General features: G+C 61.0%; 26 protein-coding genes. 12 read left to right on the forward strand and 14 right to left on the reverse strand.

The annotated features are described in order from the left end of the window. Positions 1 to 7: 7 nt before the first annotated feature. From J2X71_RS02250 to J2X71_RS02260, 3 genes are read right to left on the reverse strand one after another with little or no spacing between them, the layout of a single operon-like run. The gene (locus J2X71_RS02250; RefSeq protein WP_310380033.1) at positions 8 to 889 is read right to left on the reverse strand and encodes a patatin-like phospholipase family protein; all 882 of its coding nucleotides are present in this window, start codon (positions 887 to 889) and stop codon (positions 8 to 10) included. Between the two features lie 18 nt (positions 890 to 907). Next, positions 908 to 1,468, reverse strand: a complete 561-nt coding sequence (gene rsmD / locus J2X71_RS02255) for a 16S rRNA (guanine(966)-N(2))-methyltransferase RsmD (protein WP_037105838.1) — start codon at positions 1,466 to 1,468, stop codon at positions 908 to 910. After that, complete coding sequence (locus J2X71_RS02260) at positions 1,449 to 3,545, reverse strand: pseudouridine synthase (protein ID WP_310378577.1); 2,097 nt, start codon at positions 3,543 to 3,545, stop codon at positions 1,449 to 1,451. The genes rsmD and J2X71_RS02260 overlap by 20 nt, the downstream gene beginning before the upstream one ends. 90 nt (positions 3,546 to 3,635) lie before the next feature. Between J2X71_RS02260 and J2X71_RS02265 the strand changes: the two genes are divergently transcribed. Together J2X71_RS02265 and J2X71_RS02270 are read left to right on the forward strand one after the other, a co-directional pair. Then, the gene (locus tag J2X71_RS02265) at positions 3,636 to 4,073 is read left to right on the forward strand and encodes a nucleoside deaminase (protein WP_310380035.1); all 438 of its coding nucleotides are present in this window, start codon (positions 3,636 to 3,638) and stop codon (positions 4,071 to 4,073) included. Continuing rightward, complete coding sequence (locus J2X71_RS02270; protein WP_310378579.1) at positions 4,070 to 4,375, forward strand: hypothetical protein; 306 nt, start codon at positions 4,070 to 4,072, stop codon at positions 4,373 to 4,375. Before J2X71_RS02265 ends, J2X71_RS02270 begins: the two co-directional genes overlap by 4 nt. Positions 4,376 to 4,441: 66 nt before the next feature. Here J2X71_RS02270 and J2X71_RS02275 read toward each other — a convergent pair whose 3' ends face one another. Both J2X71_RS02275 and ileS read right to left on the reverse strand, forming a co-directional pair. After that, entirely contained in the window at positions 4,442 to 5,071 is a 630-nt protein-coding gene (locus tag J2X71_RS02275) for a hypothetical protein (RefSeq protein WP_113321884.1), read from the reverse strand. A 131-nt stretch (positions 5,072 to 5,202) separates the two neighbouring features. Beyond that, a complete protein-coding gene (gene ileS, locus J2X71_RS02280; RefSeq protein ID WP_310378583.1) occupies positions 5,203 to 8,109 on the reverse strand; it encodes an isoleucine--tRNA ligase in 2,907 nt (968 codons plus the stop codon). Between the two features lie 598 nt (positions 8,110 to 8,707). Here ileS and J2X71_RS02285 point away from each other — a divergent pair. Beyond that, the gene (locus J2X71_RS02285; protein ID WP_310378585.1) at positions 8,708 to 9,922 is read left to right on the forward strand and encodes an MFS transporter; all 1,215 of its coding nucleotides are present in this window, start codon (positions 8,708 to 8,710) and stop codon (positions 9,920 to 9,922) included. A 2-nt stretch (positions 9,923 to 9,924) separates the two neighbouring features. Here the strand turns inward: J2X71_RS02285 and J2X71_RS02290 are convergent, their stop codons facing one another. Both J2X71_RS02290 and J2X71_RS02295 read right to left on the reverse strand, forming a co-directional pair. Next, positions 9,925 to 10,908 (reverse strand): bifunctional riboflavin kinase/FAD synthetase, encoded by a 984-nt coding sequence (locus tag J2X71_RS02290; protein WP_310378587.1) that lies wholly within the window; start codon positions 10,906 to 10,908, stop codon positions 9,925 to 9,927. A gap of 14 nt (positions 10,909 to 10,922) precedes the next feature. Continuing rightward, positions 10,923 to 11,771 (reverse strand): TIGR01459 family HAD-type hydrolase, encoded by an 849-nt coding sequence (locus tag J2X71_RS02295; protein ID WP_310378589.1) that lies wholly within the window; start codon positions 11,769 to 11,771, stop codon positions 10,923 to 10,925. 307 nt (positions 11,772 to 12,078) lie between these two features. Here J2X71_RS02295 and groES point away from each other — a divergent pair, with 307 nt between their 5' ends. The 4 genes from groES to J2X71_RS02315 all read left to right on the forward strand — a co-directional run bounded on the left by groES (position 12,079) and on the right by J2X71_RS02315 (position 16,339). Then, complete coding sequence (gene groES, locus J2X71_RS02300; RefSeq protein WP_007814205.1) at positions 12,079 to 12,375, forward strand: co-chaperone GroES; 297 nt, start codon at positions 12,079 to 12,081, stop codon at positions 12,373 to 12,375. Positions 12,376 to 12,430: 55 nt separating this feature from the next. Continuing rightward, positions 12,431 to 14,068 (forward strand): chaperonin GroEL, encoded by a 1,638-nt coding sequence (groL, locus tag J2X71_RS02305; protein ID WP_310378591.1) that lies wholly within the window; start codon positions 12,431 to 12,433, stop codon positions 14,066 to 14,068. A gap of 756 nt (positions 14,069 to 14,824) precedes the next feature. Next, the gene (locus tag J2X71_RS02310) at positions 14,825 to 15,271 is read left to right on the forward strand and encodes a hypothetical protein (protein WP_310378593.1); all 447 of its coding nucleotides are present in this window, start codon (positions 14,825 to 14,827) and stop codon (positions 15,269 to 15,271) included. 60 nt (positions 15,272 to 15,331) lie between these two features. Then, positions 15,332 to 16,339, forward strand: a complete 1,008-nt coding sequence (locus J2X71_RS02315) for a serine hydrolase (protein WP_310378596.1) — start codon at positions 15,332 to 15,334, stop codon at positions 16,337 to 16,339. A gap of 47 nt (positions 16,340 to 16,386) precedes the next feature. Here J2X71_RS02315 and J2X71_RS02320 read toward each other — a convergent pair whose 3' ends face one another. Next, positions 16,387 to 17,097, reverse strand: a complete 711-nt coding sequence (locus J2X71_RS02320; RefSeq protein ID WP_310378598.1) for a glutathione binding-like protein — start codon at positions 17,095 to 17,097, stop codon at positions 16,387 to 16,389. 204 nt (positions 17,098 to 17,301) lie between these two features. Here J2X71_RS02320 and J2X71_RS02325 point away from each other — a divergent pair, with 204 nt between their 5' ends. After that, a complete protein-coding gene (locus J2X71_RS02325; RefSeq protein WP_310378600.1) occupies positions 17,302 to 17,730 on the forward strand; it encodes a DoxX family protein in 429 nt (142 codons plus the stop codon). A 71-nt stretch (positions 17,731 to 17,801) separates the two neighbouring features. On the opposite strand, the gene hisG is transcribed toward J2X71_RS02325, so the two are convergent. The 3 genes from hisG to hisS are packed head-to-tail and all read right to left on the reverse strand — an operon-like array spanning position 17,802 to position 21,131. Then, positions 17,802 to 18,497 carry an ATP phosphoribosyltransferase gene (gene hisG / locus J2X71_RS02330; RefSeq protein WP_007814195.1) on the reverse strand — a complete coding sequence of 232 codons (696 nt, stop codon included), beginning with the start codon at positions 18,495 to 18,497 and terminating at the stop codon, positions 17,802 to 17,804. Beyond that, positions 18,494 to 19,615, reverse strand: coding sequence for an ATP phosphoribosyltransferase regulatory subunit (locus J2X71_RS02335; RefSeq protein ID WP_310378602.1), 1,122 nt, complete (start codon positions 19,613 to 19,615; stop codon positions 18,494 to 18,496). Before J2X71_RS02335 ends, hisG begins: the two co-directional genes overlap by 4 nt. Before the next feature lies 1 nt (position 19,616). Continuing rightward, on the reverse strand, positions 19,617 to 21,131 hold the full coding sequence (hisS, locus tag J2X71_RS02340) for a histidine--tRNA ligase (RefSeq protein ID WP_113323885.1): 1,515 nt from the start codon (positions 21,129 to 21,131) through the stop codon (positions 19,617 to 19,619). 135 nt (positions 21,132 to 21,266) lie between these two features. Between hisS and J2X71_RS02345 the strand changes: the two genes are divergently transcribed. From J2X71_RS02345 to J2X71_RS02355, 3 genes are all read left to right on the forward strand, one after another. Then, a complete protein-coding gene (locus tag J2X71_RS02345) occupies positions 21,267 to 22,025 on the forward strand; it encodes a hypothetical protein (RefSeq protein ID WP_310378604.1) in 759 nt (252 codons plus the stop codon). A 40-nt stretch (positions 22,026 to 22,065) separates the two neighbouring features. Further along, positions 22,066 to 22,431 carry a hypothetical protein gene (locus tag J2X71_RS02350; RefSeq protein ID WP_310380037.1) on the forward strand — a complete coding sequence of 122 codons (366 nt, stop codon included), beginning with the start codon at positions 22,066 to 22,068 and terminating at the stop codon, positions 22,429 to 22,431. A 72-nt stretch (positions 22,432 to 22,503) separates the two neighbouring features. Continuing rightward, positions 22,504 to 22,863 carry a DUF305 domain-containing protein gene (locus tag J2X71_RS02355; protein WP_310378606.1) on the forward strand — a complete coding sequence of 120 codons (360 nt, stop codon included), beginning with the start codon at positions 22,504 to 22,506 and terminating at the stop codon, positions 22,861 to 22,863. A 65-nt stretch (positions 22,864 to 22,928) separates the two neighbouring features. On the opposite strand, the gene J2X71_RS02360 is transcribed toward J2X71_RS02355, so the two are convergent. Further along, positions 22,929 to 23,978, reverse strand: coding sequence for an aldo/keto reductase (locus J2X71_RS02360; protein ID WP_310378608.1), 1,050 nt, complete (start codon positions 23,976 to 23,978; stop codon positions 22,929 to 22,931). Between the two features lie 246 nt (positions 23,979 to 24,224). On the opposite strand from J2X71_RS02360, the gene J2X71_RS02365 reads away from it, so the two are divergent. Next, positions 24,225 to 24,929 carry an HAD family hydrolase gene (locus J2X71_RS02365; RefSeq protein ID WP_113323880.1) on the forward strand — a complete coding sequence of 235 codons (705 nt, stop codon included), beginning with the start codon at positions 24,225 to 24,227 and terminating at the stop codon, positions 24,927 to 24,929. 64 nt (positions 24,930 to 24,993) lie between these two features. Here the strand turns inward: J2X71_RS02365 and J2X71_RS02370 are convergent, their stop codons facing one another. Both J2X71_RS02370 and J2X71_RS02375 read right to left on the reverse strand, forming a co-directional pair. Beyond that, positions 24,994 to 25,476 carry a hypothetical protein gene (locus J2X71_RS02370; protein ID WP_310378611.1) on the reverse strand — a complete coding sequence of 161 codons (483 nt, stop codon included), beginning with the start codon at positions 25,474 to 25,476 and terminating at the stop codon, positions 24,994 to 24,996. Next, positions 25,473 to 26,102, reverse strand: a complete 630-nt coding sequence (locus J2X71_RS02375; protein WP_310378613.1) for a DNA-3-methyladenine glycosylase I — start codon at positions 26,100 to 26,102, stop codon at positions 25,473 to 25,475. The genes J2X71_RS02370 and J2X71_RS02375 overlap by 4 nt, the downstream gene beginning before the upstream one ends. Positions 26,103 to 26,187: the final 85 nt, after the last annotated feature.

The following is a 26,187-nucleotide window of genomic DNA, read 5'->3' on the forward strand; positions in this document are numbered from 1 at the left end:
TACCGGTTTACCGCTTCAGCCGCGCCTCGATTTCCCGATCGAGCGCATATTTCAGCTCGTCCTTGACGCCAACCGACATGGCAAGCACATCGCGCGCCTTCAGGAAATCCATGACGCCCGTGCGGCCGACGATAGGGCGCAGGAAGATATGCGGCCGCAGGAGCTTCAGCTTCAGGGAAATCGCCGCCTGCATCATCAGCTGGCCGGAGCCGAAGATGCTTTCCATCCGGTTCGGGATATGGGTGCCGTCGCCTTCGGGCGCGCCGACGACATCGATGCCGATGACGATATCGGCGATGTCCATCAGGCATTCGTAAGGAACGGGATTGGCAATGCCGCCATCGATCATCACCCGACCGTGCAGCCTGACCGGCATGAAGACCGCAGGAATAGCCGATGATGCGGCAAGTGCCGGAAAAAGCTGGCCTTCTTCGACGATGACCTCGGCCTGGCCGTAATAGTCGGTGGTGATCACTTTCATCGGCACCAGCAGATCTTCGAAGCGCGCCGGAAGCTCTGAGGGCAGGAAGGCTTTCAGGATGCGTTCGAGATTGAACTGGCCGATGCGGATGCCCTTGGCCACGGCATCGCGTACGGTCGTCGGGCGCAGCCCCCAGATACGGCTGACGACGGCTGCCTTGTTGCCGACTGTTGCCAGCGCATGTTCGCGGATCTCCGCACCCGACATGCCGGCCGCCATACCGGCGCCCATAATGGCGCCGATGGAGGAACCAGAGATCGCCACCGGGCGGATGCCGAGTTCATCCAGCGTTTCGATGATGTGGATATGCGAGAGGCCGCGTGCGCCACCGCCGCCAAAGGCGACGGCAACCGTCGGTAGGTCGCTGATCGCAGGCGATTTCGGACTGATGATTTCCGCCTGCACGATCTGCCCCCAACGCGCCCGCTACTGCGGCTGATACCGGAAGAAATGTACTCTTGTATCGCCGAATATTCGGCTTTCGAGGAAAACATAGGAAGGATGAACCGAAACGGCAACATCCGCGCGTTCTTCCAGAACGGTAATCGCGCCAGGCTTGAGCCAGCCGCCTTCGGCCGCCGCCGCAAGCGCCTTTTCGCCGAGTCCCCGGCCATAGGGCGGATCGGCAAAGAGCATGTCGAAAGGCTCGAGATTGCCGATGCTGCCGAGATCGGTCGCATCACGGCGCAGGATTCGCGTCCTACCATGCAGGCCGAGCGCATCGATGTTTTCCCAGAGAAGCGCCCTGCCCTCCACGCTGTTTTCAACGAAGAGCGCATGACGGCAGCCGCGCGAGACGGCTTCGAGGCCGACCGCGCCCGTACCGGCGAAAAGATCGAGTATCCGGGTGCCGTCGATGCATTCCGGATAGGCATGGCTCAGAATGTTGAACAGGCTCTCACGCGTCCGGTCCGCAGTCGGCCGGATGTCGTTAGATTTTGGTACGGCAAGCGGCCGTCCGCGAAACTCACCGCCGACGATCCGCACCGCGTGTCATTCCCTTGCCTTTCGCACCACCTCTGGACGGCCCGCCCGAAGGCTTGCCACCACCGCCCGGTCGATCGCCCTTCGGCTTGCCGGAAAAATTCTTTGGCCCGCGGGGTTTGTCACCGAAGGGCTTGTCGCCTTGGGGACGTTCCGAGCGGCCCTCGCTGCCATAGTTTCTGGCCGGACGTGAAGCACGTTCACCTCCGTCTTCGCGCGGTCGATCGCGGAAGGAACGCGGACGTTCTTCCCCCTCGGTACGCGGACGACGTTCGCCACGCGGCTTGTCGCCGAAAGGTTTGTCGCCGCGCGGGCGCTCGGAGCGGCCTTCGCCGCCGAAAATTCGGGCCGGACGCGAAGCACGTTCGCCTCCGTCCTCACGCGGCCGGTCGCGGAAGGAACGCGGACGTTCTTCCCCTTCCGTGCGCGGACGACGTTCGCCACGCGGCTTGTCGCCAAAGGGTTTATCGCCGCGAGGACGATCGGAGCGGCTTTCGCCGCCGAAGCTTCTGGCTGGGCGCGCAGAACGCTCGCCGCGCGGCTTGTCGCCAAAGGGCTTGTCGCCGCGGGGGCGTTCGGAGCGGCCTTCGCCGCCAAAGCTTCTGGCCGGACGCGAAGAACGCTCGCCACCCTCTTCGCGCGGACGGTCGCGGAAGGAACGCGGGCGCTCCTCTCCGTCCGTACGAGGACGACGTTCACCACGCGGCTTGTCGCCGAAGGAACGCTTGCGGCCGAAACCTTCATCCTCATCGCGCTTGCTGGACGTCTCGCTCGAACGGATCCACTCGCCATCCTCTTCGTGGACGCGATTGATCTGCGGGCGCAGGCGATCGGCTGCAGGATCGAAGCGCTGCTCCTTCACTGGGGCCGTTTCACCGCGACGGCGTGCGGTCTGAGCATTCTTGGCAGCCTTGGCGGCGGCCTTCTCGCCGAGCGGACGGGCACCGGGCGCCATCCACACATTGGCGTTGCGGCGGCTGCCGAGGGCCGGACGCTTCGGCCGGTCATCTTCGCTGCGGCGGTCATCCCGTCGTTCGTCCCGCTTATCATCACGACGGTCGTCGCGCTTGGTATCGAGGCGGCTCAACGCCCGTTCGCGCTTGTCTTCCTCGCGACGCGGACGCTCGCGGCGCTCCGGCGCCGGTTCCTCGGGCTCTTCGGCGGCAACGGCCGGGGCATTGTAGAGCGGCGCATCGAAATTCGCCTTGGCATCCTCGATGAGGCGCGGACCGAGCTGGTCGCGCAGCGTGCGGCCGCGCACCTCGACCACGTGACCTTCGGGCAATTCGCCAAGCTGGAAGGGGCCGTAGGAGATGCGGATCAGGCGGTTGACCTCAAGACCAAGCGCGCCGAGCACGTTCTTGATTTCGCGGTTCTTGCCTTCGCGCAGGCCCATGGTGATCCAGACATTGGACCCCTGCGTGCGATCGAGCGTCGCTTCGATGGAGCCGTAGAGAACGCCGTCGACGGCAATGCCATCCTTCAGCTTGTCCAGCGCATCCTGATCGATATCGCCGTGGGCGCGGACGCGGTAGCGACGCAGCCAGCCGGTGGTCGGCAGTTCCAGCGCACGGGCCAGACCGCCGTCATTGGTGAGCAGCAGCAGGCCTTCTGTGTTGATGTCGAGACGACCGATCGACATGACACGCGGAAGTTCTTCCGGCAGATTGTCGAAGACGGTCGGGCGTCCCTCGGGATCGGAATTCGTCGTCACAAGTCCCTGCGGCTTGTGGTAGAGCCACAGGCGCGTGCGCTCGATGCCGCGGATCGGCACGCCATCGACTTCGATCTTGTCTTCGAGCGTGACGTTGACGACGGGCGTGTCCAGGAGCTTGCCGTTCAGCGTGACGCGGCCGTCCATGATCATGCGTTCGATATCGCGACGGGAGGCGACGCCAGCGCGCGCCATCACCTTGGAGATGCGTTCCGCCTTGGCATCGCCATCCGCTTCGTTAGCAGCGACTTTCGCGGCAGCAGCCTTCAACGGCTTCTCGCTGCCGGTCTTCGGGCCGCTTCTGGACCGGGCTTCGCGCGCGGGGGCCTTGGTGCCGGGGCGTTTTGGCTTGTCTTTGGGTGTCATTTGTTGTTTGCCTGCCTTTTCGGCCTGTCTATCAGGTCATGCACCTGCGGTTAAGTGGAAATTCTTGCGAACGTGAAGACAAATCGATTTATGGAGATGGCGCTCGAGGAAGCCCGCGCTGCCGGGGAGCGCGGCGAAGTGCCGATCGGCGCCGTCGTCGTCGTCGATGGCTCGGCAGTCGCCGCCTCCGGAAACCGCACGCGGGAGCTCAACGACGTCACCGCCCATGCCGAGATCGCCGCCATTCGCATGGCCTGCGAAAAGCTTGGCCAGGAACGGCTTGCCGGCGCCGACCTCTATGTCACGCTGGAGCCTTGCACCATGTGTGCGGCGGCCATTTCCTTCGCCCGCATCCGCAGGCTCTATTACGGTGCGGAAGACCCGAAGGGCGGGGCGGTCGATAGTGGCGTGCGCTTCTATACCCAGCCGACCTGCCATCATGTGCCGGAGGTCTATTCCGGCTTCAACGAGACCGAGTCGGCGGATATGCTGAGGGCATTCTTTTCCGAAAGAAGAGACGTGCCATGATCCTTGCCATTGGAATCATCATCGTCATGGGCGTGCTTGCCGCCTACGCCAACCGGACAGTTGCGCCCGGCGTGGCGAAGCTGCCGATGCAATGGTCACTGAAAGGGAGCGTGAACTGGACGGCGCCGCGGACGATCGCTTTCGCCTTCATTCCAGGGCTTGCAGCTATCATCATGGCCGCGATCCTGCTCAGCGACCAAGTGCGCAATGCCGATATTGCCTTGATGGGTGGCGTCTTTCTCGCGTGCCAGCTTCTGCATATCACGCTGACGCAACGCTGGTTTAACGCGTCGCGCCGCTAAGCATTTCCGTTTTGCTTCTACGCAATTCCGGACGCAAAACCGCTGCGCACTCTTGCTGAATTGCTTTTACTGAAGGATCTGCCACCACTTGGTGCCGCTATTGGCGACCGCTGCATCCTTCTTGCGCTGCTTCGCCTTCTTCTGCTCCGGCGTGCCGAGGTCATCGAGCTTGGCAGGATCGTCGACGGCGCGATATTCGGTCGGCGGATCGGAAATGTAGCGGCGCTGGTCGATATAGGCGCCCTTCTGCAGGGCACGGGCTTCGCGATAGGCCTTGGTCTGGGCTTCGGACGTCTGGCGGCCGCCCTCGATGGCGGAGCTGGCGAGCGGCGAACGATAGCTCGGATTGTCCGAATTCTCGTCGGCTTCCTTCACGAGGCGTGCGCGGGCCTCTTCCGGGGATTCAACCCACTCAGGATTGTCCTTGTTGGCGACATTCTGCTGCGGCGCGACGAGCGTTTCCTTCTGCGCGGGCGCAGGCATGACCAGCGTCGGGCGCGGCGTATATTTCACACCGGTGTTCTTCGGGCCGGGACCGGTCAGCGAAACGGACTGGCCGAGGTCGTCGGCAAGCTGTTCCATGGCGGTCTTGTCGGTACCGTAGGTCGGGCTGCTGGCGCAGCCGGACATCGTGGAGCTTGCCGCCAGAACAAGAGACAGGCAGGCGCCCAAACGGAACCAATGCGTCGCTAACATGAAAACCCTTCCCGCATGCCGGAATCAGTACTGCCCACCGGACAATCGTCCCCCTGACGCAAAAATCCGGCCATTTTCAGGCAGCTTTTACCGGATGAACGCCATAAAGGCAATTCACCCGGCAAATATCTTCAGGCACGGATGCCGAGTTCGCGGAGTGCCGCTGCGTCACGCGCCGAAACGTCGGGATAATCAGGATCGGAACCGACATCGGTGGTGATGCGCCAGGAACGGGCACATTTTACGCCTTCGGCAAGCTTCGGAACGACGGCGACTTCAGGCACTTCCGGCAGACGGAAAGCCTCAGCCGGGCCGGCGTCCGCCTTGATGGTGATGCCGGAGGTGATGCAGACCTCGCTGAAATCCTGGCCCTCAAGTGCCTTGCGCAGTTCCGCGTCGGCAACATATACGACGGGGGCTGCTTCCAACGACGAGCCGATGCGCTTGTCCTTGCGCTCGATTTCGAGAGCGCCGGTAACGACGCTGCGGATCGCGCGGATCTGCTTCCACTTTTCGGCCAGAGCATCGTTGCGCCATTCCTTGGCGACGGGAGCAAAGTGCTCCAGATGCACGGAGACGGCCGAAGGATTGCGCGAGAGCCATGCTTCTTCCGTGGTGAAAGGCAGCATCGGAGCAAGCCAGGTCACCATGCAATCGAAGATCATGCGGATGACATAGAGTGCCGAACGACGGCGAAGGCTGGAGGGCGCATCGCAATAGAGCGCATCCTTGCGGACGTCGAAATAGAAGGCCGAAAGCTCGACATTCGAGAAATCGATGAGCGCACGGGCGATCTTCTTGAACTCGAAGCTGTCGTAGCCATCGCGCACGAGCTGATCGAGCTCGGAGAGGCGATGCAGCATCAGCTGTTCCAGTTCGGGCAGATCGGCAAGCGCGATAACCTCGCCCCTGTCATGCGCCAGCGTGCCGAGCATCCAGCGGATGGTGTTGCGCAGCTTGCGATAGGCGTCGACATTGGTCTGGATGATCGTCTTGCCGAGACGCTGATCTTCCCAATAGTCCGTGGTCATGACCCAGAGGCGCAGGATATCGGCGCCGGCATCCTTCATCACGTCCTGCGGAGAGACGACGTTGCCCTTCGACTTCGACATCTTCTCGCCCTTCTCATCCATAGTGAAACCATGGGTGATAACGGCGTTGTAAGGCGCGCGGCCACGCGTCGCAGCTGATTCCAGCAGCGAGGAATGGAACCAGCCGCGATGCTGGTCGGAACCTTCCAGATAGACATCGGCCGGCCATTTCAGGTCGGGCCGGTCTTCCAGCGTGAAGGTGTGCGTGGAGCCCGAGTCGAACCAGACGTCGAGGATATCCATGACCTGCGACCACTTGGCCGGGTCATGCTCGTTGCCGAGGAAACGTTCCTTGGCGCCTTCGGCAAACCAGGCATCGGCGCCTTCGGCGTCGAAAGCATCGAGGATGCGCTGGTTGACGGCATCGTCCTGCAGCACCTCGCCCTGCTCGTCGACGAAGACGCAGATCGGCACGCCCCAGGCGCGCTGGCGGGACAGTACCCAGTCCGGGCGCTGCTCGATCATGGCGCGGAGACGGTTCTGGCCGGCAGCCGGCACGAAGCGGGTATCGTCGATTGCCTTCAGGGCGCGGGTGCGCAGCGTCGTGCCGTCCGCCAGGGTCTTGTCCATATAGACGAACCACTGCGGCGTGTTGCGGAAGATCACCGGCTTCTTGGAGCGCCAGGAATGCGGATACTGATGCTTCAGGCGGCCGCGGGCAAAGAGCGCGTTGCGCTCGATCAGCGCCTTGATGACGCGGTCGTTGGCATCGCCCTTCTTGCCGTTGTCGTCGATGACGCGTGCGCCTTCGAAGCCGGGCGCATCGGCGGTATAGAAGCCGCCGTCGTCAACCGGGAACGGGATCTTGGTCTCAATACCGCGTCCCTCGATTTCTCGGGCATGCGCCATCCAGACATCAAAGTCTTCGCGGCCGTGGCTCGGCGACGTGTGAACGAAACCCGTACCGGTATCGTCGGTGACGTGATCGCCTTCGAGTAGCGGTACCAGAAATTCGTAGCCGCCTCCGAGGCCATGCAGCGGATGGGCGCAGGTGATGCCGGCGAGATCGGCAGCCGTGACGTCGGCGAGACGCTTATACTGCAGCTTTGCCTTGGCGAAGGATTCTTCGGCGAGCTTGTCGGCGAAGATCATCTTCTCGCCCGGGCGCGGGCCAAAATCGTTCTCAGCAGCCGTTACCTCATAAAGGCCGTAAGCAACACGCGAGGAATAGGCGATCGCCCGGTTACCAGGGATCGTCCAGGGCGTGGTGGTCCAGATGACGACGGAAGCATCCTTGAGGCTATCAGGGCCCTTCGCGACTGGGAACTTCACCCAGATCGTGTCGCTCTCATAGTCGTGGTATTCAACTTCGGCTTCCGCCAGTGCAGTGCGCTCTACGACCGACCACATGATCGGCTTGGAGCCACGGTAAAGCTGGCCGCTCCTGGCGATCTTCAGAAGCTCGCCGGCGATCCGGCTTTCCGCATGAAAGTTCATCGTCAGATACGGGTTTTCGAAATCGCCGACGATACCGAGGCGCTGGAACTCGCCGCCCTGGATGGCGATCCACTTTTCGGCATAGGCGCGGCATTCGCGGCGGAATTCGATCATCGCCGACGGCTCGGTCAGGTCAGGCTTGGCCTTGCCCTTGGCGCGGTAGTTTTCTTCCTCGATCTTCCATTCGATCGGCAGGCCGTGGCAATCCCAGCCGGGAACGTAGTTGGAGTCGTAACCGCGCATCTGGAAGGAGCGGGTGATGACGTCCTTGAGGATCTTGTTCAGCGCGTGGCCGATATGGATGTTGCCATTGGCATAGGGCGGGCCGTCGTGCAGGACGAACTTTTCGCGGCCGGCGGCCGACGCACGCAGCTTCTTGTAGAGGTCCATCTGTTGCCAGCGGGCAACGAGTTCCGGCTCCTTCTGCGGCAGGCCGGCGCGCATGGGGAAATCCGTCTCGGGCAGATAGAGGGTCTTCGAGTAATCGATCTTTTCGGCTGTGTCGGTCATGTGTGACAATCGCTTCTGGCGGCCCGACAAGGGCACGCGGATATGAAATCTGTGGTGACGGAAAGCGCTCGCGCAAGCCAAGCGCCGAAAACCCGGACCTTCCGGCCGCTCAGCGCGCGCGGAAGACCGGGCCGATAATTCGTATCGAATGCGCCAGCCGGAATTTACTCATTGCGCCGGTTCATAAGCGCTTTTCAGCGGAAAAGGAAGAGGGATTTCAGTCTCCCAGCCTCACGAAAAGCCGCAGGCCGGATGCCTGCCGCTTCGCTCCAACGAGATTCAGGAACTACGCTCAGGCTCTCGCAGCTCCCCGTGCCGGCGCTGGCAGATTGACGATGACGGCAACGAGGGCGTTCACTGTCTCACCGTTCCAGAACCCTTGTCCATGTCGAGATTGCCTTTCGGCGCCTGGGCACGGTCAACGCGCGGGCGATCGGTTGGCAAACGCCTGGGACAGGCGATGGCTGCAGTTTTGCTGGTCCCAATGCAAAAAATCCCAAAACCCCTGTCGAATTCCCCGTTGCCCGAACGTCTTTGACTCGCAGGCATGGGAAATTCATCATGCCTATCAAACCCGCCCGCAAGGAGTGATGTGGATATGAGCAGTTCCTATCGTTGGGTAATCGTCGCGGCCGGCGCACTGATGACGTGCGTTGCTCTCGGCGCCATGTTTTCTCTCGCAATCTTCCAGCAACCAATCGCCGACGCGACCGGCTGGTCGCATGCCGGCATCGCCAGCGCCATGACGCTGAATTTCATCGTCATGGGCGTAGGCGGCTTCTTCTGGGGTGCTGCCAGCGACCGATACGGACCGCGCCCGGTGGTGCTGATCGGCTCCGTCATCCTCGGGCTGGCGCTGATGCTTGCCAGCCGCGCGGAAACGCTTCTGCAGTTCCAGCTGACCTACGGCGTGCTGGTCGGGCTTTCGGCCAGTGCCTTTTTCGCACCGATGATCGCCGCGACGACGGAGTGGTTCGACGAGAACCGCGGCCTTGCCGTCTCCTTGGTTTCGGCGGGTATGGGTGTTGCACCGATGACGATCTCGCCCTTCGCGCGCTGGCTGATCACCACCTATGAATGGCGCCCGGCGATGATGATCATCGGTATCGGAGCGCTCATCCTGATGATCCCGGCAGCACTTCTCGTGCGTCGGCGGCCGTCGCCACCGCAGGATGCGCATGAGGCCATAGTGTCAGCCGATGGCAGCGCCCCCAATCTGTGGAAGGTTTTCCGCTCCCCGCAGTTCATCGTGCTCGGGCTGACCTTTTTCGCCTGCTGTGCCGCCCATTCCGGACCGATCTTCCATATGGTGAGCTACGCAACGTTCTGCGGCGTTGCGCCGATGGCTGCCGTCAGCATCTACAGTGTCGAGGGTCTTGCCGGTCTCGGCGGGCGTCTGCTCTATGGCACGCTGGCGGACCGGATCGGCGTGAAGCCGGTCATCATCGCAGGCCTGCTGGTGCAGGCGGCGGCCCTTGCCACCTATCTTGCCGTCAGCAAGCTCGGGGACTTCTATGCGCTCGCCGTCATCTTCGGCAGCGCCTATGGCGGGGTGATGCCGCTCTATGCCGTGCTGGCGCGTGAATATTTCGGCCCGCGCGTCATCGGCACGGTGTTCGGGGCGGCGACAATGCTCTCCAGCATCGGCATGGCCTTCGGCCCGCTGATCGGCGGCTGGATCTACGATACCTATGCCAACTATTCGTGGCTCTTCATCGGCTCCGCGCTGGTCGGGCTCGGTGCGGCGGCAATTGCACTCGCTTTCCCGCCTTTGCCGCGCCGGAAATCACAGCCCGCGCTCGGCACGGCCTGAGGTCAATCGAAACAGAGCTTGCGGTCGAGCTCGCCGAGCGGTCTCACTCCTGCCAGCAGTGCCCTCGCCTCCTCCTCGTCGCGCTTGATCTGCGCGACGAGCGGATCGAGCCCATCGAATTTTAGTTCGGGGCGCAGATAGCCGAAGAAGGAGACCGAACAGGTCTGGCCGTAGAGATCACCGCTGAAATCGAAAAGATAGGTTTCGAGCAACGGCACGCCGTTTTCTGTCACCGTTGGACGCCGGCCGTAGCTTGCCACCGCATCATAGAGCCCGCCGTTTTCGAGGCGGAAACGAACGGCGTAAATGCCGGCTGCAAGTTCCGCTTCCGGCGGCAACTGCATGTTGGCGGTCGGGAAGCCGAGCTGGCGGCCGAGCTTCTCTCCGTCGATGACCTTCGACTGGACCGTATAATGATAGCCGAGCATGGCGGCGACCGAGGAGACATCGCCTTCCTTCAGCAGCGCGCGGATATGGCTCGATGAGACGACATCGGTATTCTCGTCGCGGAAGGCGTCGATCAGTGTGACGCCGAAACCATACCTGTTACCGGCATCCATCAGGAAGGCAGGCCCACCTTCGCGGCCGCGGCCGAAATGGAAATCGAAGCCGGTCACCACCTCGGACGCGCCAAGCCAGTCCTTCAGGATGGAATGGATGAACTCTTCCGCCGAGCGCTGCGAGAACTCGTAATCGAAGGGATATTCGATGACCGCGTTGAAGCCGAGCTCTTCCAGGATGCGCGCCTTGAACGGTGCGGGCGTCAGGCGGAAGACCGGCGCATCCGGCTTGAAGACGGTGCGCGGATGCGGCTCGAAGGTCAGTACCAGGGCGGGGATACCGCGCTCTTTTGCGATATCGAGAGCCCGGTTCAGCACCGATTGATGGCCGCGATGGACGCCGTCGAAATTGCCGATGGCGATGACACCGCCCTTCAAATGCTCGGGCAGCGGATCACGGGTTTCATTGCGGTGGAAAACGGTCATCGGCTTCAATTCTCTTATGCGAGGCGCGGCATCCACCACTTCGGCGCTGCCTTTTCCCGTTCGAGATAGGCGTGCAGGATCGCCTCGTCGGTCTCACCGTGCAGCGTATATTCCTTAGCGTGAATACCGCCGCTGATGTAAAGAAGGTCGAGGCCATAATTCAAGGCGCCGCGAACATCCGTCGGCATGCCGTCGCCGATCGCCAGCACACGGTTAACAGGGAAATCACCACGGACCTCGCGGGCAGCGGCAAGTGTGGCCTCATAGATCGGCCGGTGTGGCTTGCCTGCGATCCGGGTGGAACCTCCGAGTTGCTCATAATAGGCGGCCATGGCGCCGGCGCAGGGAATGATGCGGTGACCGCGCTCGACCACGAGGTCGGGATTGGCGCAGATCATCGGCACATTGCGGGCTTTGAAATCCAGCAGCATGTCCGTGTAGTCCTCGGGCGTCTGCGTCTCGTCGTCGAAAAAGCCGGTGCAGACGACGGAAGTGGCGTCGCCGGCGGCAGCGCGCTCGATATCGAGGCCTTCAAGGATCGGATTGTCGCGCTCCGGGCCGAGCAGGAAGACCTGCCGTGGGCCTTCGGCAATCAGCGCACGGGTGACATCGCCCGAAGTGACGATGCGATCATAGGCGTCGTCGGGTACGCCGATCTGGCGGAGTTGCTCGACGACCTGCCAGGAGACGCGCGGCGAATTGGTAATGAGAACGACAGTGAGGCCAGCGGCACGGGCGGCCTGGAGCGCTTCCCCGGCCTTCGGAAAGGGATCGACGCCGTTGTGCACGACGCCCCAGACATCGCAGAGCACCGCATCGTATCGATCGGTGATTTCGGAGAAGTTCGCAATCCGCTTTGCCATTCCGCTTTCCTGCTTCGCTTTCAGTCACCGGTGACATTGCAAAGGCGGGCTTCAATGGCAAGGCATTTTCTGCGTCAGGCGAAGAACGCCGGAGGTTCAAAGCTGGACGGGAGCGAAGCTCGGTAACCACGCCGGACAAATCCCGCCTGTCTCCACAATTCCGGCACAAAAATCCGTGATGGCTCTTCTTGACTCCTTCTGGAGCCATCCCTAAATGCACGGCGGTAGCACTCACGGGAGTTGAGTGCTAACACCTTCATTGTGGACCAACCCGGTCCGCGAATGTCATTTGATCGAGGGATTAGCAATGGCAAGCACCAATTTCCGCCCGCTTCACGATCGCGTCGTCGTCCGTCGCGTTGAATCCGAAGCGAAGACCAAGGGTGGCATCATCATCCCGGACACCGCCAAGGAAAAGCCGCAGGAAGGCGAAATCGTCGCTGTCGGTTCCGGCGCTCGTGACGAATCCGGCAAGGTCGTTCCGCTGGACGTCAAGGCCGGCGACCGCATTCTGTTCGGCAAGTGGTCGGGCACGGAAGTCAAGATCGACGGCGAAGACCTTCTGATCATGAAGGAAGCCGACATCATGGGCATTATCGGCTAATCGGCCGATTGTCTTTCATCGAAATCGCTGACACCCCTTTTCAGGAGTTCTCAAAATGGCAGCTAAAGAAGTAAAGTTCGGCCGCAGCGCGCGCGAAAAGATGCTGCGCGGCGTCGACGTCCTCGCTGACGCAGTGAAGGTCACGCTTGGTCCAAAAGGCCGCAACGTCGTTATCGACAAGTCCTTCGGCGCTCCACGCATCACCAAGGACGGTGTTTCTGTCGCCAAGGAAATCGAACTCGAAGACAAGTTCGAAAACATGGGCGCCCAGATGGTCCGCGAAGTTGCTTCGAAGACCAACGACATTGCCGGCGACGGCACCACGACCGCCACGGTTCTCGCACAGGCCATCGTTCGCGAAGGCAACAAGGCCGTTGCAGCCGGCATGAACCCGATGGACCTGAAGCGCGGCATCGACCTCGCCGTTGCTGAAGTCGTCAAGGATCTCCAGGCCAAGGCCAAGAAGATCTCCACGTCGGAAGAAGTTGCCCAGGTCGGCACGATCTCCGCAAACGGCGACAAGCAGGTCGGTCTCGACATTGCTGAAGCCATGCAGAAGGTCGGCAACGAAGGTGTTATCACCGTCGAAGAAGCCAAGACCGCTGAAACCGAGCTCGAAGTCGTCGAAGGCATGCAGTTCGACCGCGGCTACCTGAGCCCGTACTTCGTCACCAACCCGGAAAAGATGGTTGCTGACCTCGAAGACGCCTTCATCCTGCTGCACGAAAAGAAGCTCTCGAACCTGCAGTCCATGCTCCCGGTTCTCGAAGCTGTCGTTCAGACCGGCAAGCCGCTCCTCATCATCGCTGAAGACGTCGAAGGCGAAGCTCTTGCGACCCTCGTCGTCAACAAGCTGCGCGGCGGCCTGAAGATTGCCGCTGTCAAGGCTCCGGGCTTCGGCGATCGCCGCAAGGCCATGCTGGAAGACATCGCTATCCTCACGGGCGGCACTGTCATCTCCGAAGACCTCGGCATCAAGCTCGAGTCTGTCACCCTCGACATGCTCGGCCGTTCCAAGAAGGTTTCGATCTCCAAGGAAAACACGACGATCGTCGACGGCGCCGGCGCCAAGTCCGACATCGAAGGCCGTGTTGCCCAGATCAAGGCCCAGATCGAAGAAACCACCTCTGACTACGACCGCGAAAAGCTGCAGGAACGTCTTGCCAAGCTCGCTGGCGGCGTTGCCGTCATCCGCGTCGGCGGTTCGACGGAAGTCGAAGTGAAGGAAAAGAAGGACCGCATCGACGACGCTCTCAACGCGACGCGCGCTGCTGTTCAGGAAGGTATCGTCCCGGGCGGCGGTATTGCTCTCCTGCGCTCCTCCACGAAGATCAAGGCCAAGGGTGAAAACCAGGATCAGGAAGCCGGCGTCAACATCGTTCGCCGCGCCCTGCAGTCGCTGGTCCGCCAGATCGCAGAAAACGCTGGTGACGAAGCTTCGATCGTTGTCGGCAAGGTCCTCGACAAGAACGAAGACAACTACGGCTACAACGCCCAGACGTCCGAATATGGCGACATGATCGCCATGGGCATCGTCGACCCGGTCAAGGTTGTCCGTACGGCTCTGCAGAACGCAGCTTCGGTTGCTTCGCTGCTGATCACCACGGAAGCCATGATCGCCGAGCTGCCGAAGAAGGACGCTCCGGCAATGCCAGGCGGCATGGGCGGCATGGGCGGTATGGACATGATGTGATAGGCCAACGGCCTTTCACAGCATCGTCCATGAAACCGCCCATCATCATCCAAGATGGTTCAGCGCGTCGAGCGCGCTGAACTGGCGGTATGGACATGATGTGATGGGCGTAAGCCATCCCTGATATCCATTCCGGTCTCCGGAATAGAAAGGGCGGTCTTCGGGCCGCCCTTTTTTATTCAGTCGATTCGAAAATAACCGCGGCTTAAGCTACGACTTAAGGCGCGGTTTTTGGTCCGAAACTTTCGCGAGGCTTGCGCACTTAGCATTTTCCCCTTCAATGAAATTCGGTCTCAGAGCTGTCTAATTTACGAAAACCGCATGCTATGGTGTGTGTGAAACCGTTTCCACAACGCATAAATGAGACTTTTGAACACAAAACTAGCGGATAACGCGCAATCCGGGCAAAATCCAATCATAACGTCAACCTAACGCCCCGGAAAAAGCCGTTGCCGTTTGCGCAAAAGCTCCTATAAATCCGCGCTGCAATTGACGTTCGCCCCGGAACAATTCTCGCCACAGACGAGAACGGACACGCCAAAGGCCATGCGTGAACATTCGGGATTCCGAAGGTCTCCGCGAACATACGAGATTAAATCTTGCGGGAGACATTCGAGCGGCGACCATCAAATGCGCAGCCGAACAGCTGTTCCCGCAAGGTGAAAGCACAGGCATGATGCCTGGCGCTATGTGATCCTGTTTCTTTGTGTTTGCCGAGCGTGTGGCAGGGGAGCCACACCCAAACTGGGGAACGCCTTGTTTAAGATCGCCAAAGCCAATGCTGCCGCACCCTTGATGCCCGGCTCGCTGGACTACAACAATCATAATCACGACATGTTGGCGCAGTTTTCCGTCTCCGAAAGCTGGATCGGAGACTTTTCGACTGGAGTCATCAGGCTCGGCGAGTGGAGCGCGATGCTGCACGGTCTCTCGGCGCAGGAATGCGGCCTGTTGAGCCTGGTGCGCTGTTACGATCCCAAGGACCGCAACCACGTTCTGCAGCTCTTCGAGCAGGCTGCGACGCTTTCCTCATCCTTCTGCTTTTCGACGACCATCATCATGCCGAACGGCTTTCGCCAGCCGCTCTTCTGCATGGGCGAATCCAACGGGCTGGAAGAAAAGTACAGCGGCAGCATGGTCGGCGTTTTCGTCTTCCCGCGCTTCAAGCTGGAAGGTGCCAGCCAGATCGCCAGCCGGCAGTAAGCGCGCTTTAAACGTGGGCTTGCTCCTCGTGCTGCCGACAGGATCAATCCGGAGAGCCTCATGGGCAGGGAAAGCGCATCTCCGACCGATGCGGGTCACATCTTTCCCGGGATACGATGGGAGGATGCCGCCAGCGAAAGTTCCGGCTGGTCGCCGACTGGCCTTGCCGCACTTTCCCTTAGATTGAGTGAGAGCGAATCCACCGCATTCATGATCGTCCAGGCGGGACGGCTGGTCTATCAGTGGGGCGATCTTACGCTCAAATCCAGCGTCGCCTCGGTGCGGAAAAGCCTGATCAACGTGTTATACGGCATCTTCATCGCCGAGGGCCGGATCAACGCGAATGCGACGCTCGCAGATCTTGATATTGACGACACCGAGCCCCTGACGCCGGCAGAGCGGCAGGCAACCGTCATGAACCTGCTGATGGCCCGATCCGGTGTCTATCTGCCTTCGGTCTACGACACGGAGAAGGGACGCCCGGCGAGAGGAAGCCATCCGCCGGGAACGCACTGGTTCTACAATAACTGGGATTTCAACGTCCTCGGCACGATCATCCAGCGCGCAACAGACCAAAATCTGTTTGACGCCTTCGTGTCGCGGCTCGTCCTTCCGCTCCAGATGGAAGATTATGCGCCGGGAGACGGCTGGTTCCAGCATGGTCCTCAATCATTGCACCCGGTCTATAAGATCAGTATGTCGGCCCGCGATCTTGCGCGGGTTGGGCTGCTTTATCTGCGTTCCGGCTGCTGGGGAGACAAGCAGATCGTTCTCGAAAGCTGGGTCAGCGACAGCACCGCCATTCATTCAGAAGTCGGCGCCGGGCATGGTTATGGCTATCTCTGGTGGGCCACAGAAGCGCACGCCGGGGGCGACAGCATGGCGACACATGTGCCGATGTTCTACGCCAGTGGATGGGGTGGTCAGTATCTGATCGTGCTGCCGACGCTCGATCTTGTCATCGTTCACAGATCCGCCTCGTCCAAAGGGAGCGGCAGCGGTGCCAGCCATGTCCAGATGGGCGCAGTATTGCGCCTCGCGCTAGCTGCGATGAATGGGCAAGGTTAGGCCGACCCAAGACCGGCCTAACGTTCAATCCAAAATCGGGCCAAAGCTCAGGCCGGCTTGACCGGAATGTTGAGGCCCTTCTCGCTCGCCGGGCGGGCGATGCAGCGCTGCAGCCAGTCCATGACGGCGGGGAATTTCGCATAGTCCAGCACTTCACGGCCGCCATAGAAGATATCGGCGCCGCGGATCCACGGGAAGGTGGTGATGTCGGCGATGGTGTATTCGTCGCCCGTGATCCACTGGCGGCCCTGCAGGCGGCTTTCCAGCACGCCCAGCAGGCGCTTGGCCTCATCGCGGTAGCGCTCCACCGGGTAGGAATTGTTGGCGACCTTGTCGGCGGCGAATTTGTAGAAATGGCCAAACTGGCCGAACATCGGCCCAATGCCGGCCATCTGGAAAAAGACCCACTGGATGGTTTCATAGCGGCCCGCGGCATCCGCCGGGATCAGCTTGCCGGTCTTTTCCGCCAGATAGAGCAGGATGGCGCCGGATTCGAAGAGCCCGATCGGCTTTCCATCCGGGCCATTGGGATCTACGATCGCTGGGATACGGCCGTTTGGGTTCAGCGATACGAATTCCGCCGTCTTCTGATCCGTCATCGCGAAGGACACATAATGGGGCTCATAGGGCAGAGCGAGCTCCTCCAGCGCCACTGAAATCTTCACGCCATTCGGCGTCTGAAGCGAATAAAGCTGGATAATGTCGGGGTTTTTCGTCGGCCAGCGGCTGGTGATCGGAAATGCGGAAAGATCTGCCATCGGTTTCTCCTTGGGTGAGGCGGCGACCATAAAAGACAGCCGCCATGCAAGGCAAGCCAACCGATCGTTTCATATTAGTGAACAAACTGTCCGCTGACGTTTATCTTTCCCCAACGTCAGAAAAAGGCGAAATAGAGGGCATCCGAGGTCCAACACGGTGCCGGGGCATCAAGACCTCAAGAGCCATTCAACGGAGCAACGTTCATGTCGAATACGAATAACGCCCTCATCCTTCTCGCCCGCATTCTTCTGTCCTTCATGTTCATCCTTGCCGGCTTCGGCAAGGTGACCGATGCTGCCGGTACTGCCGGCATGATCGCCGGTGCCGGCCTGCCGGCAGCAACCCTCCTGGCCTATGTTGCAGGCCTCTTCGAACTGCTGGCCGGCCTTGCGGTTCTCACGGGCTTCCAGGTCCGCATTGTCGGCTGGCTGCTCGCCGGCTTTTGTGTCTTCACGGCCGTTGTCTTCCATCTGCCCTACGCAAGTGGCACCGAACTCGTGAATATCCTCAACCAGATCATGGTCATGAAGAACATCACACTGGCCGGCGCATACATCCTGCTCGCCACCGTCGGTGCCGGTGCCTATTCGATCGACGCACGCCGCGGCCTGCAGGCCGTTGCCGCCCGCTAATCCCATTTCCTCCCAAACACAAAAACCCGCCGTCTCTCCTGACGGCGGGTTTTGCATGTTCAACAACGTGATCAGAGAACCGAGCGGACAGCCTCGACGATCGCCGTCACCGTGGGCGTATCGGCATGGGCATCCTTGCGGGCGCGCACGAGGCAGGCTTCCGAACGCAGGATGACGCCATCGGAGAGCACCTTGAGGTGATTGGCGCGCAGTGTGGAGCCGGTAGAGGTGATATCAACGATGATATCGGCCGAGCCCGAGGCAGGAGCACCCTCCGTGGCGCCGAGGCTTTCGACGATGCGGTAAAGCTGGATGCCGTGCTGGCTGGAGAAGAACTGCTGAGTCAGGCGCCAGTATTTCGTGGCGATTGCCAGACGACGGCCATGACGGGCGCGGAAGTCGGCAGCGACATCCACGAGGTCCGCCATCGTGTCGACGTCCAGCCAGATTTCCGGCACGGCGACGACGACATCGGCATGGCCGAAGCCGAGGCGGGCGCAGAATTCCACCCGCTTGTCGGCTTCCGCCAGTCCCTCGCGCACGAGGTCTTCGCCGGTGACGCCGAAATCGATGGAGCCGTTGCCGAGTTCGCGAGAAATTTCCGAGGCCGAGAGGAAGGCGATTTCCACATCGTCCCAGCCTTCGACGCGGCCGCGATAGGAGCGGTCATTGCCGACGGCATAAATTTTCAGGCCAGCGCGCTCGAAGATATCAGAGCAGTCGTCCTTCATGCGGCCCTTGGAGGGAAGCGCAATGGTGATCGTCATGCGGCTGCCCTTTCGGTTTCGATACGGTCGAGCCAGAGGGAGAAGCCTACGGCGGGAATACGGTCCTTGGCGCCGAGGAAGGTCATCAGCCTGTCGAAACGACCGCCACCGGCCAGAACCGCCGACGAGCCCTCGACCATCACCTCGAAGACGAGGCCGGTATAATAATCAAGCGGGCGGCCGAAAGCGGCGCGGTATTCGATGAGCGAGAGATCGACGCCGGCATTGGAGAGTGCAGCGACACGGCCATCGAAGCGGGCCAACGCATTGCCGAGCTTCAGCCCCGCCGCGTCGGCGAAATGCGAGAGTGCTGCCGAAGCATTGACCAGCGGTACGTTGAGCGACAGGAACTTTTCCAGCACCTGGAAGGCCGCATCATCGAGACGGGTCTCGGAGAGGACGAGCTTTTCCTTGAGCCGCCGGGCGATCTCCTGCGGCGAGCGGCTGGCATTGGTGGAATAGCCGGTCGCCTGCATCGTCTCGTCGATATAGGAAATCAGCGCCGTTTCATCCTCGAGGCCGACAAGGCCTGCGACATGATCGTCGAGGCCGGTGACGAATTGCGGGCTCACGAGACCCGCCAGCAGGCTCTCAAGCTGGATCATATTGCCGAAGGCATGGATCAGCCGCTTCTGCCAACCGAGCGGCAGGCCAAGAGCCTGCACGACGGCCTCGAATACGGCCTGATCGCCGATCGTGACGGCGAGCTGCCGGCCTGGTAGCAGGCGAGAGAGAATGCCAACGGCATCGCCGATTGCGCGGGCATCGGCGCTGGCGAGATTGATATCGCCGAGATCTTCGATGCCGGCCTGATAGAACTCGTTGCTGCCGTCGCGGCGCTGGCGGAAGACTTCGCCGAGATAGGAATAGCGCTTCGGCGTGCCCGTTGCGCTCTCGATATGGCGCAGACAGACGGGGATGGTGAATTCCGGGCGCAGGCAGAGGCTGGCGCCGGTTTCGCTTTCCGTCATGAAGATACGCCGGCGAAGATCTTCGCCGGCGATATCGAGAAAGGGTTCGGCCGGCTGGATGACCGGTGTGTCGATACGCTCCGCCTTGCGGGCGGAAAATTCGTCTAGAAGCTCGCCGGAGAAATCAGGAAGGTTGATCAGGGCCATATCAGCCCGCCCTCTTCCGGTCCTCCGCCTGGGCGGCGAGGATTTCCTTCACCTTGGCGATCAGATCGGCTTCCGCAACGGTTTCCTGTGCCACGCGCGCCTCGCGCCAGGTCGTATTGTCCTCGATCTCGCCGGAGAGGCGCTTGCCTTCGATCAGATCCTTGATCTGCACGACGCCCTGCGCACGCTCGTCGCCGCCCTGGATGATGGCGATCGGGCAACCGCGGCGGTCGGCATATTTCAGCTGATTGCCGAATTTCTTCCAGTTGCCCTGGAACATCTCGGCGCGGATGCCGGCGGCACGAAGCTCCTGCGTGAAGCGCTGGTAGCGGCCCATCGCCCCGACATCGCCGTCCATGACGGTGACCAGCACCGGCTCGATAATATCCTGCTGGCCGAGCTTGCCAAGGTTCTTCAGCGCCGTCATCAGGCGCGAGACGCCGATCGAGAAGCCAGTGGCCGGCACCGGCTGGCCCATGAAGCGGGAGACGAGACCGTCATAGCGGCCGCCGCCGCCGACGGAGCCGAAGACAACCTTTTCGCCCTTTTCGTTGGTGACGTCGAAGAGCAGTTCAGCCTCATAGACCGGGCCGGTATAATATTCGAGGCCGCGGACAACAGAGGGATCGATCTTGATGCGGTCGGACTGATAGCCGGCGCTGGTGACGAGCGCGCCGATGAAATTCAGCTCCTCGACGCCTTCGACGCCCTTCCCGGTGCCGGCGACTAGCTCTGCCAGCTGGGCGGCACTTTCAGCATAATCCTTGATGCCGACGAAGAAGAGAACCTTCTCGATCTGGCTCTGGTCAAGGCCGGCACCCTTGGTGAAGTCGCCGGATTCATCCTTGCGGCCGGGGCCGAGCAGCAGGGCCACACCTTCCGGGCCGAACTTGTCGAGCTTGTCGATCGCGCGCAGCACATTGAGGCGCTGGCCGGCCTTGTCGTCGCCGCCGAGGCCGATCGCTTCCAGCACGCCGTCCAGAACCTTGCGGTTGTTGACGCGGATGACATAGTCGCCGCGCTTGATGCCGAGAGCTTCCAGCGTATCGGACATCATCATGCACATTTCGGCATCGGCCTGAACGCCCGGTGCGCCGACAGTATCGGCATCGAACTGCATAAACTGGCGGAAGCGGCCCGGACCCGGCTTCTCGTTGCGGAAAACGTAGCCGGCGCGATAGGTGCGGTAGGGAAGCTGGATCTCGTTGAAATTCTCGGCGACATGACGGGCGAGCGGCGCCGTCAGGTCGTAACGCAGCGACATCCACTGCTCGTCATCGTCCTGCAGCGAGAAGACGCCCTCGTTCGGGCGGTCGCTGTCCGGCAGGAACTTGCCGAGCGCATCGGTATATTCAAGCAGCGGCGTTTCGACCGGATCGAAACCATAATGCTCGTAGACCTCGCGGATCTTCGCGGTCATTTCGTTGACGGCGCGGAGATCGGCTGCTGAGCGGTCGACGAAGCCGCGCGGAAGGCGGGCCTTGAGCTTTTGCGGTTTCTTCTGCTTGTCGTTCATTTCGGGGAAATTCCACATATGTGACAGTGGCGGTTTCCTAGCGGATTGGGCGGGTAGCGGCAAGGGCAAGGGCCTTGATATGGCGACCAGAATCGATGGAACGATGCGGAAAGAACCTGTTATCAGGATATAGCCATGATCGCGGAAGCGCTTCAGTATCTCGCCACAGCAGCGCTTACGGGCAGCGCGCACCGCCGCTTCGTGCGCTATTCGGTCAATCTGTGGTCGCGCGCCGGCCGCTGCAGCCGCGATTGGGCGGCCCATGAGGCCAACAGCAAGAAGGCCATTTCCGCCGCGATATCAGGCCTGTCGCAGCGGCGGACCGCTGTCGTGCTCGGGTCCGGATTGCTCCGGGACGTGCCGATCGAGGAACTGGCTGACAGTTTCGATACGGTGGTGCTCGTCGATCTCGTACATCTGGCATCGGTGCGCCTGCGGCTGAGGGGCAAGCGCTATCGGAACGTGCGGCTGATCGAACGCGATCTCTCGGGCTATGGCGATCTCAAGGCAGGACAAGATCCCGAGCCGCTCGGCTTCCTGCGCAGCGTGCCCTATCTCGACTTCGTCGTTTCCGCCAACCTGCTCTCGCAGATCGGCCGGGGCGTCAAACGACAATATGAGGCGGAAGCTCCATCCGGGATGCCTGACGATACCGTTGAGAGGCTGATAGCGGCGCATATCGAGGGACTTGCAGCGCAGCCCTGCCGCACCTGCCTGGTGACCGATATCTCCTACATGGTCATCGACCGGACTGGCAAAGTACATGAGGAAGCCGACCTGCTGCATGGCGTGGCGCCGCCCGAGGCGAAGGCCGGCTGGGATTGGCCCGTCGCACCGCTTGGCGAAGAAAGCCGTGACTACCAGATCGTTCACAAGGTCATTGCTGCCTGGTGAGCGGCTTGGCTTTTCGCCTGGGCTTGCCTATGTTTCTCGCATGCGCGCATTGGCTCTCATGACGATGTTTTTCGGCTGGCTGGTCTACAGCACCCTGTCGGCATGGGCTGGCTGCCCGACCTGCGCATCGATGAGCACTGCGGTTCAGACCGAAGCCAGCATGACGCATCATCACATGGAGGGCATGGCCATGCCCGACATGGCGGCTAAGGCCGATTCTGCGAAAGACCCTTGCTCCACAGGCGTTGCCCATATGCCGCTTTGCGCCGCCTGCATGGTGCTGCCGCCGGCCGATCTGCTTGCCGATGGCGGCAAGCATGTTTTCGCCTATCCGTCTCCTGCGCTCGACCGGGCGCTCAGGGACAACAGGCCCACACCACAGGCGCCGCCTCCCCGCTTCGTCTGACGATCCCTTTTTGCAGAACGGCAGCGATGCGCTGCCATCAGACCCTATTGTCAGACAGAGGAAGGAATACTCATGTCTCTGAAAATCATCGCCCTTTCCGCCAGCATCGCCGTTGCCGCACCCGTCTTTGCCGAGGACATGCCGACCATGGATATGTCCAAGCACATGGGCGGCCACGGCCCGTCCAGCCAGGCTTTCACGGAGGCCAATGACAGGATGCACAAGGATATGATGATCAAACTGAGCGGCGATACCGATGTGGATTTCGTCCGCAGCATGATCCCTCACCATCAGGGAGCGATCGACATGGCAAAGATCGAGCTGCAGTACGGAAAGGATCCGGAAATCCGCAAACTTGCCGAGAGTGTCATCAAGGCGCAGGAGGCTGAAATCGCCGAGATGAATGCCTGGCTGAAGGCGCACGCCAAATAAGTCGGCAGCAAAGAATAAGGGCCACCGTCGGAACGGCGGCCCTCTTCAATCAGTCCTTTGCTTGATCAGGCTTTGGGCTCGAAATCGACCGGGCGGCGGCCGGCGGCCTGGCGGGAAAGCATCCAGCCCGGATATTCCGGAGCAAGGGCGCTGACCTCATCGAGTTTTTTGATCTCCTCGGCATCGAGCTTCAGCTTGACGGCAGCAAGGTTCTGGTCGAGCTGATCGACGCGCTTGGCGCCGATGATGACGGTCGTGACGAAGGGCTTCGCGAGGATATAGGCAAGCGCCACCGTGGCGACGCTGACGCCATGCTTTTCGGCGATTTCGCGCATGACGGCAACGCAGCCCCAGGCCCGATCCTTGTCGACAGGCGGGAAGTCGAAATTGGCGCGGCGGCCTTCACCATTGCCCGGTGCGCCCGGACCGTATTTGCCCGAGAGCAGGCCGCCAGCGAGCGGCGACCAGACCATGAGGCCGAGCTTTTCTTCCTGCAGCAGCGGCACGATATCGCGTTCGAGGTCACGGCCGGCAATCGAATAATAGGCCTGGACGGTCTCAAAACGGGCATAGTCCTTACGCTCGGAAATGCCGAGCGCCTTGGCGATGCGCCATGCCTGCCAGTTGGACACGCCGACGTAGCGGACCAGGCCGCGGGAGACGAGATCGTCGAGCGCGCGAAGCGTCTCGTCGATCGGCGTGACCGGATCGGTGGCATGGATCTGGTAGAGATCGATATGATCCGTCTGCAAGCGCTTGAGGCTTGCCTCGACGGAATCCATGATATGGCCGCGCGAGGCGCCGCGGTCGTTCGGCTTGTCGCCCATAACGCCATAGACCTTGGTGGCGATGACGACATCCTTGCGCGGCACGCCAAGGTTCTTCAGTGCCTGGCCGAGCAGCCGCTCGGATTCACCAAACGAATAGACGTCTGCGGTATCGATGAAATTGACGCCGGCATCCAGTGAACGCTGGACGATCTCATCGGCCGCCTTCTGGTCGACATCGGCAATGGCGCCCCAGGGGGTGCCTTGCTTGGCCTCCCCGAATGTCATGGTTCCAAGGCAGATTTCAGATACGAAAAGTCCGGTATTTCCGAGTTGATTGTAACGCATGTCGAGAAATTCCCTTGTGTCTGCCGCAATAGGGGCTTGCGGACTGCTGAACTCTATTTTTTGATTATTGGCCTGCGCGTAACAGGCACAGCCGGGGCTGGCTGCAAGGTGAGGCACTCTTCATGTAGGTCGCCGGCCCGCGTTTTTCAACGGAACACGGCCCCGTGGAGACGCCCTTGTCTCGACACAGGCTGGGAATAGATTGCCCGCCTTATATCGACAGGGCGTATTTCTAGAGGTGCGTATATGACCGCCCGACCATTGACGACGATCGGTTTCGATGCCGATGACACACTCTGGCAGAACGAACATTATTACAGACTGACGGAAGAGCATTTTACCCGGCTTCTCGCTGATTTCGCCGAGGGCGCGAAGATTTCCGAGCGGCTTCTCGAAGCCGAAAAACGCAACCTCGCCCATTACGGTTTCGGCATCAAAGGCTTCACGCTGTCGATGATCGAAACGGCGATCGAAATCACCGAGGGCAAGGTGCCGGCGAGTGTAATCGCCAAGATCCTCGATACCGGACGCGACCTTCTGTCCCATCCGGTCGAAACCCTGCCGCATGTGCGCGACACACTGGAAACGCTTGCGGGAAAATATCTGCTGGTGGTGATCACCAAGGGTGATCTCTTCGATCAGGAGCGCAAGCTCGCCCAGTCTGGACTTGGCGACTATTTCGATGCTGTCGAAATCGTCTCCGACAAGACGGCCGTCACCTATCGGCGCATCTTCTCCAAGGTCGGCGACGGGCCGGAGCGGGCGATGATGGTCGGCAATTCGCTGAAGTCCGATATCGTGCCGGCCATTGCCGCCGGCAGCTACGGTGTCTTCGTGCCCCACGAGCTCACCTGGGTCCTGGAGCGGGTCGAGGAGCCGAAAGACGCGCCGCGCTTCCGCAGGATTGTCCATCTCGGCGAATTGCGCGGGCTGATCGACGGGCTTGGCTAAAGCATCCTTACGCAATTCCGGACGCAAAACCGCTGCACAGTTTTGCTAAAATTGCTCTCGGTTATTACCGCTTCGGAAAAAGCGACGGCCGCTCCTCCTGTTGAGGCGCCGGCTTCACCGGCTGAGGAGCCGCGGCAAGCGGTTCGATCAGGATGCTGTAGGGCGCGCCCAGCCCGCGGCGCGGCGAGACCTTGGAATAGTAAGGGCGCAGCAGCCAGGTAGCGTTTTCCTTGACGGTCGTCTCGTAGCTGGTGCCGTCCTCGTCCGTCCCGAAAAAGGCTTCGTCATCGGGTTTCGACAGATCGAAGATCGCGAGATAGGCGAATTTGCTCTTTGTCTCGAAGCTGATCTTCACATGCTGGTCGACGCGCACGGGCAGCGTATAGACGTGGCTGTTGCCGAACTTGGTCCAACCCTTCAATTGCATGGTCACGGCGGGGAACTGCAGCTTTTCGATTTTCTCGCCCGGGTCGAGTTGCGGCGTCTGCGCAATGGCTGCGGAGGCGGACAGGAAAAGTGCTGTGGCAAACACAAGAAGCGGCTTCATGGGCGCGCCAATGCTGCGCGCATTGCCTCCACTTCAGCGCGACAGAAGCAGCCTTCGAGATGATCGTTGACGAGACCCATAGCCTGCATGAAGGCATAAACTGTGGTCGGTCCGACAAAGGTCCAGCCGCGCTTCTTCAAATCCTTGGAAATCCTGACTGACGTGGCGGTGGTCGGATTGGCGACGATATGCTGGCGGTCGACGACGGCAGGACGATCTTCCTGGCGCGGCTCATAGTTCCAGAAGTAGCGGGCGAGAGTGCCGAATTCGCTCCTGAGATCGATTGCGCGACGCGCATTGTTGATCGTCGATACGATCTTGCCGCGATGGCGGATGATGCCGGCGTCAGCAAGGCAGCGAGCGATATCCTCGTCGCCGAAGCGCGCCACCTTCTCGAAATCGAAGCCGGCGAAAGCGGCGCGGAAATTCTCGCGCTTGCGCAGGATCGTCAGCCAGGAAAGACCGGACTGAAAGCCTTCGAGACAGATCTTTTCGAAGAGCCTGATGTCATCGGTGACCGGCCTGCCCCACTCCTCATCGTGGTAGCGCAGGTAGTCGGGCAGATTCGCATGCCAGTGGCAGCGGCTCTTGCCATCCTCGCCGATGATGATGCCGGTTTCGCTCATATTTTCTTCTCGTTTTGCGGCTGCGAATCCGGCTTTACCATTTGCAAACCTTCTTTCCAAACCGAACGGTAACCCTGACGAAAAG

Source organism: Rhizobium sp. 1399 (assembly GCF_031455475.1).
GTDB lineage: Bacteria > Pseudomonadota > Alphaproteobacteria > Rhizobiales > Rhizobiaceae > Rhizobium.

What these genes read in the sequence shown, in the direction of transcription:
- J2X71_RS02260 (WP_310378577.1), bottom strand. Translation starts at nt 3,545, where the DNA reads ATGACACCCAAAGACAAGCCAAAACGCCCCGGCACCAAGGCCCCCGCG.
- J2X71_RS02265 (WP_310380035.1), top strand. Translation starts at nt 3,636, where the DNA reads ATGGAGATGGCGCTCGAGGAAGCCCGCGCTGCCGGGGAGCGCGGCGAA.
- J2X71_RS02270 (WP_310378579.1), top strand. Translation starts at nt 4,070, where the DNA reads ATGATCCTTGCCATTGGAATCATCATCGTCATGGGCGTGCTTGCCGCC.
- J2X71_RS02275 (WP_113321884.1), bottom strand. Translation starts at nt 5,071, where the DNA reads ATGTTAGCGACGCATTGGTTCCGTTTGGGCGCCTGCCTGTCTCTTGTT.
- ileS (WP_310378583.1), bottom strand. Translation starts at nt 8,109, where the DNA reads ATGACCGACACAGCCGAAAAGATCGATTACTCGAAGACCCTCTATCTG.
- J2X71_RS02285 (WP_310378585.1), top strand. Translation starts at nt 8,708, where the DNA reads ATGAGCAGTTCCTATCGTTGGGTAATCGTCGCGGCCGGCGCACTGATG.
- J2X71_RS02290 (WP_310378587.1), bottom strand. Translation starts at nt 10,908, where the DNA reads ATGACCGTTTTCCACCGCAATGAAACCCGTGATCCGCTGCCCGAGCAT.
- J2X71_RS02295 (WP_310378589.1), bottom strand. Translation starts at nt 11,771, where the DNA reads ATGGCAAAGCGGATTGCGAACTTCTCCGAAATCACCGATCGATACGAT.
- groES (WP_007814205.1), top strand. Translation starts at nt 12,079, where the DNA reads ATGGCAAGCACCAATTTCCGCCCGCTTCACGATCGCGTCGTCGTCCGT.
- groL (WP_310378591.1), top strand. Translation starts at nt 12,431, where the DNA reads ATGGCAGCTAAAGAAGTAAAGTTCGGCCGCAGCGCGCGCGAAAAGATG.
- J2X71_RS02315 (WP_310378596.1), top strand. Translation starts at nt 15,332, where the DNA reads ATGGGCAGGGAAAGCGCATCTCCGACCGATGCGGGTCACATCTTTCCC.
- J2X71_RS02320 (WP_310378598.1), bottom strand. Translation starts at nt 17,097, where the DNA reads ATGGCAGATCTTTCCGCATTTCCGATCACCAGCCGCTGGCCGACGAAA.
- J2X71_RS02325 (WP_310378600.1), top strand. Translation starts at nt 17,302, where the DNA reads ATGTCGAATACGAATAACGCCCTCATCCTTCTCGCCCGCATTCTTCTG.
- hisG (WP_007814195.1), bottom strand. Translation starts at nt 18,497, where the DNA reads ATGACGATCACCATTGCGCTTCCCTCCAAGGGCCGCATGAAGGACGAC.
- J2X71_RS02335 (WP_310378602.1), bottom strand. Translation starts at nt 19,615, where the DNA reads ATGGCCCTGATCAACCTTCCTGATTTCTCCGGCGAGCTTCTAGACGAA.
- hisS (WP_113323885.1), bottom strand. Translation starts at nt 21,131, where the DNA reads ATGAACGACAAGCAGAAGAAACCGCAAAAGCTCAAGGCCCGCCTTCCG.
- J2X71_RS02345 (WP_310378604.1), top strand. Translation starts at nt 21,267, where the DNA reads ATGATCGCGGAAGCGCTTCAGTATCTCGCCACAGCAGCGCTTACGGGC.
- J2X71_RS02350 (WP_310380037.1), top strand. Translation starts at nt 22,066, where the DNA reads ATGCGCGCATTGGCTCTCATGACGATGTTTTTCGGCTGGCTGGTCTAC.
- J2X71_RS02355 (WP_310378606.1), top strand. Translation starts at nt 22,504, where the DNA reads ATGTCTCTGAAAATCATCGCCCTTTCCGCCAGCATCGCCGTTGCCGCA.
- J2X71_RS02360 (WP_310378608.1), bottom strand. Translation starts at nt 23,978, where the DNA reads ATGCGTTACAATCAACTCGGAAATACCGGACTTTTCGTATCTGAAATC.
- J2X71_RS02365 (WP_113323880.1), top strand. Translation starts at nt 24,225, where the DNA reads ATGACCGCCCGACCATTGACGACGATCGGTTTCGATGCCGATGACACA.
- J2X71_RS02370 (WP_310378611.1), bottom strand. Translation starts at nt 25,476, where the DNA reads ATGAAGCCGCTTCTTGTGTTTGCCACAGCACTTTTCCTGTCCGCCTCC.
- J2X71_RS02375 (WP_310378613.1), bottom strand. Translation starts at nt 26,102, where the DNA reads ATGAGCGAAACCGGCATCATCATCGGCGAGGATGGCAAGAGCCGCTGC.